The sequence below is a fragment of the Ohtaekwangia sp. genome (assembly GCF_036786105.1).
Classification (GTDB): domain Bacteria; phylum Bacteroidota; class Bacteroidia; order Cytophagales; family Cyclobacteriaceae; genus Ohtaekwangia.
In genome coordinates, this window is record NZ_DAIQRQ010000054.1 from 19524 (window position 1) to 31874 (window position 12351).

General features: G+C 45.5%; 12 protein-coding genes. 8 read left to right on the forward strand and 4 right to left on the reverse strand.

Annotated elements, in window-relative coordinates:
* Nucleotides 1-8: 8 nt before the first annotated feature.
* From V7Q33_RS18305 to V7Q33_RS18315, 3 genes are all read left to right on the forward strand, one after another.
* On the forward strand, nucleotides 9-893 hold the full coding sequence (locus V7Q33_RS18305; RefSeq protein WP_333820765.1) for a hypothetical protein: 885 nt from the start codon (nucleotides 9-11) through the stop codon (nucleotides 891-893).
* A 128-nt stretch (nucleotides 894-1021) separates the two neighbouring features.
* Nucleotides 1022-1879 (forward strand): DUF4097 family beta strand repeat-containing protein, encoded by an 858-nt coding sequence (locus V7Q33_RS18310; protein ID WP_331978842.1) that lies wholly within the window; start codon nucleotides 1022-1024, stop codon nucleotides 1877-1879.
* 236 nt (nucleotides 1880-2115) lie between these two features.
* On the forward strand, nucleotides 2116-2592 hold the full coding sequence (locus V7Q33_RS18315; protein WP_331978840.1) for a peroxiredoxin: 477 nt from the start codon (nucleotides 2116-2118) through the stop codon (nucleotides 2590-2592).
* A 295-nt stretch (nucleotides 2593-2887) separates the two neighbouring features.
* On the opposite strand, the gene V7Q33_RS18320 is transcribed toward V7Q33_RS18315, so the two are convergent.
* Nucleotides 2888-3664 (reverse strand): HAD-IIA family hydrolase, encoded by a 777-nt coding sequence (locus V7Q33_RS18320; RefSeq protein WP_331978838.1) that lies wholly within the window; start codon nucleotides 3662-3664, stop codon nucleotides 2888-2890.
* A 73-nt stretch (nucleotides 3665-3737) separates the two neighbouring features.
* On the reverse strand, nucleotides 3738-4760 hold the full coding sequence (locus tag V7Q33_RS18325; RefSeq protein ID WP_333820767.1) for a LacI family DNA-binding transcriptional regulator: 1023 nt from the start codon (nucleotides 4758-4760) through the stop codon (nucleotides 3738-3740).
* Nucleotides 4761-5011: 251 nt separating this feature from the next.
* Here V7Q33_RS18325 and V7Q33_RS18330 point away from each other — a divergent pair, with 251 nt between their 5' ends.
* Nucleotides 5012-6118, forward strand: coding sequence for a glycoside hydrolase family 2 TIM barrel-domain containing protein (locus V7Q33_RS18330; RefSeq protein WP_331978834.1), 1107 nt, complete (start codon nucleotides 5012-5014; stop codon nucleotides 6116-6118).
* Between the two features lie 42 nt (nucleotides 6119-6160).
* Here the strand turns inward: V7Q33_RS18330 and V7Q33_RS18335 are convergent, their stop codons facing one another.
* The gene (locus V7Q33_RS18335; RefSeq protein WP_333820768.1) at nucleotides 6161-6373 is read right to left on the reverse strand and encodes a hypothetical protein; all 213 of its coding nucleotides are present in this window, start codon (nucleotides 6371-6373) and stop codon (nucleotides 6161-6163) included.
* An 8-nt stretch (nucleotides 6374-6381) separates the two neighbouring features.
* Nucleotides 6382-7143, reverse strand: a complete 762-nt coding sequence (locus tag V7Q33_RS18340; protein WP_333820769.1) for a hypothetical protein — start codon at nucleotides 7141-7143, stop codon at nucleotides 6382-6384.
* 510 nt (nucleotides 7144-7653) lie between these two features.
* Here V7Q33_RS18340 and galK point away from each other — a divergent pair.
* From galK to V7Q33_RS18360, 4 genes are all read left to right on the forward strand, one after another.
* Nucleotides 7654-8841 (forward strand): galactokinase, encoded by a 1188-nt coding sequence (gene galK / locus V7Q33_RS18345; RefSeq protein ID WP_331978828.1) that lies wholly within the window; start codon nucleotides 7654-7656, stop codon nucleotides 8839-8841.
* Between the two features lie 3 nt (nucleotides 8842-8844).
* Nucleotides 8845-9873, forward strand: coding sequence for a UDP-glucose 4-epimerase GalE (gene galE / locus V7Q33_RS18350; protein ID WP_333820770.1), 1029 nt, complete (start codon nucleotides 8845-8847; stop codon nucleotides 9871-9873).
* Nucleotides 9874-9960: 87 nt separating this feature from the next.
* Nucleotides 9961-11031 (forward strand): UDP-glucose--hexose-1-phosphate uridylyltransferase, encoded by a 1071-nt coding sequence (locus V7Q33_RS18355; RefSeq protein WP_333820771.1) that lies wholly within the window; start codon nucleotides 9961-9963, stop codon nucleotides 11029-11031.
* A 5-nt stretch (nucleotides 11032-11036) separates the two neighbouring features.
* On the forward strand, nucleotides 11037-12203 hold the full coding sequence (locus V7Q33_RS18360) for an aldose epimerase family protein (protein ID WP_333820772.1): 1167 nt from the start codon (nucleotides 11037-11039) through the stop codon (nucleotides 12201-12203).
* Nucleotides 12204-12351: the final 148 nt, after the last annotated feature.

Here is a 12351-nt window from a genome sequence, read left to right on the forward strand (position 1 = left end):
CTACGGGTATGAAGACATTAGTACTGATTGGTATGTTGCTTGCAGCTGCAGGCTTGCATGCACAGACGCATACAGAAAAAATAACAAAGGAATTTACATTCGAGAAAAAGAGTGCAGACAATGCATTGATGATTGCCAACATCAACGGCTCAATAAAAGTAGAAGGCTATACCGGCGATAAGATACTGGTGGAGGTAACGAAAACCATCTACGCCAAAACACAGGCGAGGCTGGAGAAAGGCAAAGAAAAGATCCAGTTGGGTGTAATAGATCGTGCCGATAGCATAATTCTATATGCAGAAGGAGAATGCAATAAGTTTGGTCGCAAAACGAACAGAGGTGGAAAGAATCAGAGAGGCTGGGGATATAGCTGGGAGAACAACGATCGCAGCTGCAACGAAGAGTACGACTATCGCCTCGATTTTTTTGTAAAGGTTCCAGCCAGCATTAATATCGATGTGAGTACCATTAACAGCGGCGATGTTTCGGTGCAGCAGGTGAGTGGGGTGGTAATCGCCAACAATATCAACGGCAGTATTAAACTTCAAAACCTGGTGCGTGAAGCCGTGGCCAGCACGATTAATGGTGATGTGGATATAGACTATAGCACCAATCCAAAGAAAGATTGCCGCTTTTACTCACTCAATGGAGATATCAATGCTCAGTTCCGGAAAGGACTGGGTGCGAATCTGAGCTTCGAAAGTTTCAATGGTAATTTCTATACCAACATCGACAAACTGGAAACCATGCCGGTGCAAATCGAGAAGAGCAACAACGGTGAGGGCATTCGCTATAAAATAAACGGCAACCGTTACCAGGCTGGAGCAGGCGGTGCGCTGCTCGACTTCGAGACTTTCAATGGAAATGTATACCTGAAAGAAAAGGTCAACTGAAAATATAGCATAAAGTAAAAAACAACACGTTCGCCGTGTTGCGGACAATTTGAAACTTCAAATCTGCAAAGAAGTATGCCACAAGTGTGTGCTTGCAGGTCGTCTAACAAAGTAAAATAACAAACACAATGAAAAAGCAAATATTGACAACCGCTCTCGTTCTCATCACCATCGGATTGGTGCTGATCAGTGCTTCTATTTCACAGGCCCAAAGTAACAATGAATTTACCGTGCCCCTTAGTGACCCGGCCAAGCGGGGAAAGCTGAAAGCACATATCAACTACGGCTCCATTACCGTAAAGGGAACTGCACGCAAAGATGTATTGGTACGCTATAAATCTCTTGAAGATGGCGAATGCGAAGACTGCGATGAGCACGATAAGGATAATGACCGAAATGAAAAATCAAAGAGTGGCCTGCGCAAGATTGGCGGTGGAGGCATGGACCTTGAAGTAACCGAAAGTAACAACTTTGTAAAGGTTGAATCGGATTCATGGAATCACAAGCTGAACCTCGAGATAGAAGTGCCTTCTGGTTTTGACATGGAAGTACATACATACAACGATGGCGATCTGATGATCACAAACGTGCAGGGAGAAGTAGAACTTACCAATTACAACGGAGAGATCACCGCGCTGAATATATCAGGATCAGTAGTAGCCACTACTTACAACGGAGAGATCAAAGTAACCTTTGATAAGGTGACCGAAGGAACACCGATGTCATTCTCAACCTATAACGGAGATATTGATCTTACCTTCCCGGCTACATTGAAGGCCACCGTGAAAATGAAGACCGAGCAGGGTGAAATATACACTGGCTTCGATATAAAGATGACCAGCACAGGCCCCGTGCAAAAGAAAGATGCACGCTCCGGTGTATACCGCGTAACGGTTGACGACTACAAGCGCGGCGATGTAAACGGAGGAGGCGCAGAAATTACCCTGAAGAATTACAACGGCGATATATATGTACGCAAGAAATAAGATATAAAGAACCTACTTGTTGAGTGAAGTAGTAGTTTGATACAGGTGCAAGCGGCAGACAGTAAAGCGTCTGCCGCTTTCTTTTTTGCTATATTGTTCTGAAGAATAACTTATCTTTCTATGAAATCTGTGGGAACAAAACAGATAACGGAAAAATCGGGATGTGGGAGATTTTAAATTTGTATTTTGAACATTTTTTCAAATTATGAGTTAATCACTAAAATCGTCAGCAGCTTATGCCATTACCCGTAGGAACCAAGGCACCAGATTTCACACTTGTCTCCACCAGCGGCAAAAACTTCAATCTATATAAGGATATGAAGAATACGCCCTGCGTGCTATATTTCTATCCGAAAGATTTTTCAGTGGGATGTACCAACGAAGCCTGCAGCTTTCGCGATACCTTTGAAGTGTTCAAGGAATTGAATATCACCATCATCGGCATAAGCCGGGATTCTATCGAAAGTCATCAGAAATTTAAAAAGACACTCGGCCTTCCATTCGAATTGTTGTCAGACGACCAGGGAAAAGTCTGCGAGTTATACGATACACAACTTCCTTTCGTGCCGCTGTTCACCAAGCGCACCACTTACCTGTTAGATAAAAATCAAAAGATACTGGCCATGTATCAGAATATATTCTCTTCGAAGAAGCATATTAAGGAGATGGTGGCCAATGTTACTGCTCCGTCCCGGAAGGCGATGTTTATGTAAAAGCCTCGAGCTGTCAAAAAAGCAGCAAGCTTCTGGCTGCCGGCTTACTGGACATGTGCATAAGTTGGTGTACGTTACTTCTAAATTCGTTAATCAATATTCCTTGTTCGATGTTGAATGCAAGTCCGGAAAGATAGGAAGTCCGAAAAATATATACTGCTACATTATTTGTGTAACTTTGTGTTTCCTTTCTGCTTCTTTGTGTAACCGGATTTATTCCGCAGAAATAAAGACTCCCATAGATTTATGAAACATTTCTAGTAGCCAGAAGCTGGCAGCCAGTGGCTTTTCCCCACTATTCCCACCACGGCAACGGCAGCTTTATTTCGCTTACCGATGTTACTACCATATCAGGTTTGAAGGCGAATTTAATCAGGTCTTCTTTGCGGGTTATACCGCTCAGCGTAAGAATGGTTTTATAGCCCATTTGCACACCACCCTGAATGTCGGTGTCCATCGTGTCGCCTATCACGGTAGTGTCGGCTGTTTCGAGGCCGAGGGCTTTGCGGGCAGAGCGCATCATTACCGGGCCGGGTTTACCGATTACAAATGCTTTTATACCGGAAGCTTCTTCGATCATCGCGGTAGTAGCTGCTATACCAAGGTTGGCCCAGCCACTTTTCTTGGGTGATGGATCGCGGTTAGTTGTAATAAACTTGGCGCCAGCCAATATCATATCTACCGCGCGCTGCACCATTTCGAGGGTAAAGTTTCGCCCTTCGCCCAGCACTACAAAGTCAGGATCAGTCTCTACGAGAGTAATGCCATTCTCGTGCAGCGAGGTGAGCAGTCCACCTTCTCCCAACACATACGCAGAACCATTGGGAATCTGACTCGCCAGAAATTTGCCGGTGGCCATGGCACTGGTATATATATGTTTTGTATCGACTACGATACCGAGCTTCTTTAGCTTGCGTACGGCTTCCAACCGTGTGCGCTGACTGTTGTTGGTCATGAACATAAATGGTACATCCTGCTTCAGCAGCCGCCCTATAAATTCGTCAGCTCCAGGTATCAGCGTATCTCCGCCATATACCACGCCATCCATGTCGATCAGTAAACCTTTGGCCATTTCTTTTATGTGTTGAAGTGTTGAGGTGTTAATGTGTTTAAGTTGGTGCGTGTGTGAGTGGGAAAGTAGGTTGTTAGTATAGAGGTTTGGTTGAGCTGCGGATGATGAGTTCTGTTGGGAGAACTTTGGTTGTGGGTTTAAAGTCTTCCTTGTCGTCCATTTGCTGAATGAATAGTTTGGCTGCCGATTGGCCCATCAGGTATGCAGGCTGGGCGATCGTGGTGAGCGATGGTTCAATAAATTGTGATACCGGTTCATTGGTAAATCCCACCATGGAGATCTCTTCCGGTATACGTATACCTTTTTCCTTCAGCACCTGCATGGCTACTATAGCTACCGGATCGTTCATGCAAAATATAGCATCGGGCTTGTTTGGACGATTCAATAAGGTGCGTGCAGCCTCTATAGGATCCGTATGGAGATTTTTACAGTGAACGATAAGCTCCTCATCCAGTTCCAGGTTATAGTTGCGGATTGCATCGCTATAGCCGCGAAGCCGCTGGTCGCTTACATAGAGCCCATCCGGACCTCCGATATAGGCAATGCGCTTGCAGCCTGTCTTGATTAAATGTTCAACGCCCTTGAAAGCTCCGTTGTGATCATCAACTACTACTTTTGAAACATCCAGTTCATCGGTGATGCGATCGAACAGCACAATTGGAATCTGCTTGGCGATCAGATTTTCAAGATGCTCTACGTTTTTAGTCTGACTGGAAAGTGAGATCAGCAATCCATCCACGCGGTTGGACACCAGCATGTGTATATTGGATTTTTCGGTATGCAACGACTCCATCGACTGGCATATCATAATGCTATAGTCGTGCTTGGCTGCATACTCTTGGATACCACTAATGACAGACGAAAAGAAGTGCATCGCGATTTCAGGCACCACCACACCAATGGTATTTGTCTTCTTGATGCGCAAACTTTGTGCAACACGATTCGGTTCGTAATGAAGTTTTCGCGCCAGCTCCAGTACAGCTTTCTTGGTTTCGGGGTTTACATCCGGAGCATTGCGGAGGGCACGGGAAACAGTAGAGATGGAAATATTGAGTTTGATGGCAAGATCGCGAATGGTAGCCTGAGGGTTTTTCATCGAAAGTTCAAAGAAAATAGCTCAATAGTACAAGGTCGGAACATAATATCAAAACTGTTTCAGAACACGTTAGGCACAGCGATTTACGAATAATGTTGTTGAAAGTAAGCATAATATAAAGAAATGACATCGTTTTCGGTACCGTTATTTTGGGTATAATTTTACAGGCGGTTCCGGTGTTTTGCGCTTAAACGCATTACTTCGCATAGCTCAAAAAAACATCAACGCCATCAGACGAACACTACGAGCCTATGAACCGATTCAGTAATTTACTTTTTACGGCCGCACTATTGGGTATTCTCGCATCCGCCTGTCAGAAAAAGGAAACTCCGGCACAGGATACAACGATACCCACAGCGCCCGTCCGGGATGTATGGACGAAAGAACAAGCCAACGAATGGTATAAACACTGGGGCTGGCTGCGGGGCAGCGATTTTATACCCAGCACGGCCATTAACCAATTGGAAATGTGGCAGGCTGAAACATTTGACACAGCCACCATTAACCGCGAATTGGGATGGGCAGAATCCATCGGCCTAAACTCCATGCGCGTATACCTGCATCATCTCGCCTGGCAGGTCGACTCCACGGGGTTCAAAGACAGAATGAATATATACCTCGGCATCGCCGATAAACACCGCATTTCAACCCTGTTTGTTTTGTTTGATGATTGCTGGAATCCTGTATACCAGGCAGGCAAACAACCTGACCCTAAACCCGGTGTTCACAACTCCGGCTGGGTGCGCGATCCGGGCGATCAGCTGCATCAGGATTCATCGCTATACAAAACATTGGAGCGCTATACCAAAGATGTTCTCTCACACTTTGCCAGCGACAGGCGCATTGTATTGTGGGATTTGTACAATGAACCGGGCAACTCCGGCTATGGCAACAAGTCTATGCCGCTGCTTCAAAAGGCATTTCAATGGGGCCGCCAAGTAAATCCATCGCAGCCCTTGTCAGCAGGAGTGTGGTCGCAGGAATTGAAAGACCTCAATGTATACCAGCTTGCCAGCTCCGATGTAATTACCTATCACAACTATGCGGAACCGGAAGAACACAAAAAGTGGATCGACAGCCTTCGCACCTACGGTCGTCCGTTGATATGTACCGAGTATATGGCGCGAACACGCGGCAGTCGTTTTGATAACATTATGCCCATGCTGAAAGAACAGAATATAGGTGCGTACAACTGGGGACTTGTATCCGGTAAAACCAACACGATATATGCCTGGGATACACCGATGCCCGATGGCAGGGAACCGAAAGTCTGGTTTCACGATATATTCCGAAAAGACGGCACACCGTATAGCAAAGATGAGGTAGCGCTTATCCGGAAGCTGGCGAAAGGCAGTTGAGGGAAGCGAAAGGCAGAAAGCAGAAAGTGGAACGCAGAAAGCTCAAGCCTTGTTAGCTTTAAGCTTCCCACTTTCTTTAGCCTTTGTTTTTATTCGAATAAAAAAGAAAAAAGTCATGGCCAGCATGAGGGCAAAACCGATGAGAGAGAACACTATTTTCCAAAGGCTACCCTCATGAATGGCTTTTGAAAGTATACGAAAGCTGAATAATGTTTCTGCTATACCAGCGATAAGGAGTGGAGTATATTTTTTCATAACTTACTTTAGTCACAAGATGATGCTGCTCCTGTTAGACCACCGGCAATTGCACCTCCAATAGCGCCAACGGTTCCAGCTGACACTGTGCCTACAACAGGAAGCGTTACAGTGCCAACAGCGGCTCCAGCCAGTCCAAAGGTCAAAGCCCCGGTTCCGGCACCACCCAGTGTCCCTGCTATGCACTTTCCCCAGCAAGACCACCACCCTTTGCATTTTCCATCATCTTCTTTGGAAGTAGTAATACTGGTATTGAGAGCTATTTTAGTTTGAATATAACCTATAAATTTTTCGAACAACACAATCTGAGATAAAAGTTCTGACTTGATAATGTTGTCGGTTTGATCATTCAATACTTCAATCTTTAGATTTGAGAGCTTAAGCAAGAACTCGTCTTCACTTGAAGAAGTGGAAATGCAAAAACTAAGTTTATCTTGAAATGTTTGTCTTGCACGGATGAGCGACTCGGATAATTTTTCTGGTTCCGGTTTTTCGGTGGTTGAGTAATGAAAATTTAGACCTTTTAGCCTTTCATATTCCCGAATATTCCTTATAAGAAATTTCAGATCAGGTTGGTTGTTATTTGATCTTGAAAGTGATATGTTTTTTTGAAATTTAGTGACGTTAAAGTCAATGAAGGAGATTAGTATATCAGCACCTTCAATATCAATTTTTATACTCTCCGTTTTCCGTACATCGTCTGTTGTATTGTTGCAAGAGCTGATAAAACTTACTAATAAAATGATGAGCAGGATAGATATTTTGTTCATAGTTAATTGGATAAGGTTTATTGAAAACATCGGTGGCTGGCCAGCAACCTTATTACAAGAAGCTAAGATCATTTAGAAGAAAAAAACGATATAACCCATATCAGCATCAGATATACCTGAAAAATAAGGTCTATTTCTTATTCCAGAGTACTGCCAAAATAGGGAGGTATTAGTTTCCTTAATACTTCGATATGGGTGGCTAACAACCCCTGTAAAACAATTAAAAAGAAAAAATGAAGCTTGCTGTTAGCGCTTCATGCAGAAAGCTGCGGCATTGAACCTTAACCTTAAAACTAAGACTCTCCACGATCAACATTCCAACAAGTCTAAAGAACGTTTCCGGGAACGTTATTTCGTGCCAATCTCCGATCATCTATTTATTATCTCGCAACGATTACGGTACTTCGTAAAGTCATTAACATTTTGGGTTAATTGATTGGTTAAGTACCGGAGATCGAAAGGAGTTTGGTCTCCGGTTACTATTTATAGAGGACACCTAAACTTTTTATTGTGGAATTGACCGCGCAAGATGTGCTGAATAAGTTCAAGGAACTGTATCCTGGCGAACCGCTCGTGGTTCGCTCTCCCGGCCGAATCAACCTGATAGGCGAACATACTGATTATAATGACGGCTTTGTGATGCCCGCTGCCATTGACCGCGAAACGGTATTTGCGATTGCAGAATCAGTCGATGGTAGATCGGAAATATACTCCATCAAATACAACCAGACTTTTAGTGTAGACCTGCGCGATCCGAAACCGGTAAGCGCTCCCGCATGGGTTAACTACCTCTTGGGTGTACTGCGCCAGTTTGTAGACAAAGGCTATAGCGTGCAGCCGTTTCGTTGTGTGTTCGGGGGAAATATACCCATGGGAGCAGGCTTGTCGTCATCCGCTTCTGTGGAATGCGGATTTGCGTTTGCTCTCAATGTACTCAATCATCACGCGATCGATAAAAAAGACCTGATCAAGATTGCACAATGGTCGGAACATCACTTTGTAGGTGTAAAGTGCGGCATCATGGATCAGTTTGCCAGCATGATGGGTTCTGAAAATCACGTGATCCTGCTCGACTGCCGTTCGCTGGAATATCGCTACTCTCCGCTGGAGCTGAAAGATTTTACCATTGTATTGTGTGACTCGAAAGTGAAGCACTCGCTGGTGGATTCCGAATATAACACCCGCAGAAACGAATGCGAACAAGGCGTTGCTATACTCAAAAAATATTATCCCGCTGTTAACAGTTTGCGCGATGTTTCAGAAAACATGGTGCTGGAACATAAAGATGAGTTAAAAGGAAAAGTATTCGATCGCTGCCTCTATATAGTGCAGGAGATTGCGCGCGTGCAGCAGGCCAGTCGCGACCTGGAGAACCACGATCTGCAGGCATTCGGCAAGAAGATGTTTGAAACGCACGAAGGTTTATCCAAACTATATGAGGTAAGCTGCCCGGAGCTTGACTTCCTGGTAGATGAAGCAAAGAAGTTTTCTGGCGTGCTGGGAGCCCGTGTGATGGGTGGAGGCTTTGGCGGATGCACCATTAACCTTGTGAAGAAAGATGAAGTAGGTTCATTCCTGTCGGCGGTGCGCCCGGCCTATGCAGAAAAATTCGGCATTGCCCTCGAAACCTATATTGTGAATATTAAAGATGGAACCAGTGTAACGAGTAAGTCAATCGAGAAAATTAACTTACTTTAGAGCATGAAGAAAAAGATACTCGTTACCGGTGGCACCGGATACATAGGCTCTCACACAGCAGTAGAACTGATCAAAGAAGGTTTTGAAGTGATCATCATCGATGATCTCTCCAACTCGCAGGAAGATGTCCTTAACGGCATCGAAAAGATCTCGGGTGTTCGTCCTGTATTTTTTAAATTCAATCTCACCGAAGAAGACAAGCTCACGGCTTTCTTTGAAAAGAACCGCGACATCGCTGCCGTCATTCACTTCGCTGCCAGCAAGGCTGTTGGCGAATCGGTAGAGAAACCGTTGCTATACTATAAGAACAATGTATTGTCGCTCGTGCTGCTGCTCGAAGCGATGAAGAAGTATAGTATACCGAATATTGTATTCTCATCGTCATGTACCGTATACGGCCAGCCCGATAAACTTCCGGTAACGGAAGCAACGCCTTTCAAGCCGGCTGAATCTCCGTATGGAAATACCAAACAGATTGGTGAAGAAATTCTGCGCGATACCTGTCGCGTAAATAAAGATATACAGGCTATATCGTTGCGCTACTTCAACCCGGTAGGTGCACACGATTCGGCATTGATTGGCGAATTGCCGAATGGTGTGCCGGCCAACCTCGTACCGTTCATTACACAGACTGCAGCGGGTATACGCCCGCAACTGATGGTATTTGGTAATGATTACGATACTCCGGATGGCTCTGCTATGCGTGACTATATTCACGTAGTAGATCTCGCGGAGGCACACGTGATCGCGCTGAAGCGCCTGCTCGATAAAAAGCAAAAGGACAATTACGAATTCTTTAACCTGGGCACGGGCAAAGGTTTAACTGTGCTGCAGCTCATCCAGGTATTTGAACAGGTGAACAACCTGAAGCTGAACTATAAAGTTGTAGACCGCAGAGCGGGCGATGTTGAAAAGATATATGCCGACACTACGCTGGCAAACCAGGAACTTGGCTGGAAGACCAAACTCGGCGTAGAAGAAATGATGCGCTCTGCCTGGAAATGGCAGCAGCAATTGGCAAAGAAAGTATAGTATAGATCCATAACAGGTTCTTGTGAATCGCTGTGCCTCCTGGTGCGCGAGTGAAATGGATTTAGTTAAGAGTATAGATAAAAGGAAATGGCTCAGTTCGATTTAAAGGATCATTCACACAGACGATATAATCCGCTTACAGGAGAATGGATACAAGTTTCGCCACACCGCTCGAAGCGTCCGTGGCAAGGGCAGGTAGAGAAGACAGGAGGAGCGGAGCTACTGGCATTCGATCCTGCATGTTACCTCTGCCCCGGAAACGTGCGTGCGAATGGTGAAGTAAATCCAACGTATACATCTACATATGCTTTTACCAACGATTTTGCAGCATTGGTAGAGGATGTGCCCGCGGGCGAGTTCCGTGACAGCGATTTGCTCCTTGCGAAAAGCGAAGCTGGTATATGTCGCGTGATCTGCTTCTCTCCCCGACATGATCTCACGGTAGCGGAGATGGATGCAGCCGGAATCCGCAGTGTGATTGACCTCTGGATCGAAGAGTACAATCAATTGGGCAAGAATAAGAATATACAGTATATCCAGATATTCGAGAACAAGGGTGCGGTGATGGGATGCTCCAATCCACATCCGCATGGGCAAATCTGGGCGCAGCAATCCATTCCGGCAGAGCCTGCCAAAAAGCAGCAGCACCAGCTGGATTATTTCAAACGCAAAGGCGTTACCTTGCTGGCAGACTACCAGGTGCTGGAACAAAAGCATCAAGAGCGGATTGTATTTGAAAACGATCATTTTATAGTAGTAGTACCGTTCTGGGCCGTGTGGCCTTTCGAGACGATGATCGTGCCGAAGCGTGCCATGGCGCGCATTACGGAAATGACCGAAGCCGAGCGCAATGCATTTGCAGATGCCTATCGCAGAATGGCGGCACGGTATGATAATTTGTTTGAAGTATCATTCCCATACTCCGCCGGCATACACCAGGCTCCGAGTGATGGCGAAGCGCATGCCGAGTGGCATTGGCACATGGTGTTCTACCCGCCACTGTTACGGTCGGCAACGGTGAAGAAATTTATGGTAGGGTATGAAATGCTGGCTAATCCGCAGCGCGACATCACACCGGAGTTCAGTGCCGATCGTCTGCGTTCGCTTTCTGATACACATTTCAAACAACACATAGTTTCTGAGATACCAAAACCCTAACGTTTATGCGAAAGCTTATAGTTTATACTTTATTTGTAAGTATTATGATGTCACAAGCCTGCAAGAAAAAAGAAGAAGCACAAGCTCCCGCGGCCGATACGGTGGCCGTTGCAAAAGCCTCGGTTACCCAAGCGCCGTTTGGAAAATTGCCCGATGGGCAAGAGGTGAGCATATATACCTTGAAAAACAAGAACGGCATCGAGATGCAGGTGATTAACTACGGAGCCATTGTTACTTCGTTGAAAACACCAGATAAAAATGGCACACTGGAAGATATAGTGTTGGGATTTGATTCACTCTCCACGTATCTGAAAGGATCGCCTTTCTTCGGGGCAATCGTAGGCCGCTATGGCAATCGCATCGGCAAAGGCAAGTTCAAGCTCGATGGTAAAGAATATACCCTGGCACAGAACAACAACGGTCAGCACCTGCACGGAGGTATAAAAGGTTTTGATAAAGTGTTCTGGAACATCGAAGAAGTGCCATCAACGGAAGGCGTTGCACTCAAGCTCACCTACCTCAGCAAAGACGGTGAAGAAGGATACCCCGGTAATCTCAGTGTAGAAGTGATCTATACATTAACCGATGATAACCAGTGGAAGATCGACTACAAGGCAACTACCGACAAGAAAACGATCGTGAACCTCACGCAGCACTCGTACTTCAACTTAACCGGCAACGTGAAGCGTGATATACTCGACCATCAGATAACCCTGAATGCCGACAAGCTTGTTCCGGTAGACAAGGTATTGATTCCAACCGGTGAATTAAAAGATGTTACCAACACTCCGTTTGATTTCAGAACCGCTACTGCTATAGGAGCACGCATCAACGAAAAAGATCAACAACTTGAATTTGGCGGAGGCTACGATCACTGCTGGGTACTTTCATCCAAAGACAGTGTGAAGATGGCGGCTAGCGTATACGAGCCAACATCAGGCCGTGTACTGGAAGTATATACCACCGAACCCGCCATCCAGTTTTACTGCGGCAATTTCCTCGATGGTTCACTTACCGGCAAAGGAGGCGTTACTTACAAACATCGCTACGGACTCTGCCTCGAAACCGAGCATTACCCGGATTCTCCAAACAAACCGAATTTCCCCAGCGTAGTGCTCAACCCAGGAGAAACATACTCCACCAGCACCACCTATAAATTCCTGACGAAATAAGGAATTGTCACTGAATAAAATGAAGGAGCTGTCTTTATGGGGCAGCTCTTTTTTTGTGCAGGAAGCAAAACAGCTGCGAGCCACTAGCTGCCGGCTGCTGGATGAGTGTGATTGGGAGTGTTTGACTTCGTCATTCGTTTAACGATTA

What these genes read in the sequence shown, in the direction of transcription:
- galE (WP_333820770.1), top strand. Translation starts at nt 8,845, where the DNA reads ATGAAGAAAAAGATACTCGTTACCGGTGGCACCGGATACATAGGCTCT.
- V7Q33_RS18340 (WP_333820769.1), bottom strand. Translation starts at nt 7,143, where the DNA reads ATGAACAAAATATCTATCCTGCTCATCATTTTATTAGTAAGTTTTATC.
- V7Q33_RS18310 (WP_331978842.1), top strand. Translation starts at nt 1,022, where the DNA reads ATGAAAAAGCAAATATTGACAACCGCTCTCGTTCTCATCACCATCGGA.
- V7Q33_RS18335 (WP_333820768.1), bottom strand. Translation starts at nt 6,373, where the DNA reads ATGAAAAAATATACTCCACTCCTTATCGCTGGTATAGCAGAAACATTA.
- V7Q33_RS18360 (WP_333820772.1), top strand. Translation starts at nt 11,037, where the DNA reads ATGCGAAAGCTTATAGTTTATACTTTATTTGTAAGTATTATGATGTCA.
- V7Q33_RS18325 (WP_333820767.1), bottom strand. Translation starts at nt 4,760, where the DNA reads ATGAAAAACCCTCAGGCTACCATTCGCGATCTTGCCATCAAACTCAAT.
- V7Q33_RS18305 (WP_333820765.1), top strand. Translation starts at nt 9, where the DNA reads ATGAAGACATTAGTACTGATTGGTATGTTGCTTGCAGCTGCAGGCTTG.
- V7Q33_RS18315 (WP_331978840.1), top strand. Translation starts at nt 2,116, where the DNA reads ATGCCATTACCCGTAGGAACCAAGGCACCAGATTTCACACTTGTCTCC.
- V7Q33_RS18330 (WP_331978834.1), top strand. Translation starts at nt 5,012, where the DNA reads ATGAACCGATTCAGTAATTTACTTTTTACGGCCGCACTATTGGGTATT.
- V7Q33_RS18355 (WP_333820771.1), top strand. Translation starts at nt 9,961, where the DNA reads ATGGCTCAGTTCGATTTAAAGGATCATTCACACAGACGATATAATCCG.
- V7Q33_RS18320 (WP_331978838.1), bottom strand. Translation starts at nt 3,664, where the DNA reads ATGGCCAAAGGTTTACTGATCGACATGGATGGCGTGGTATATGGCGGA.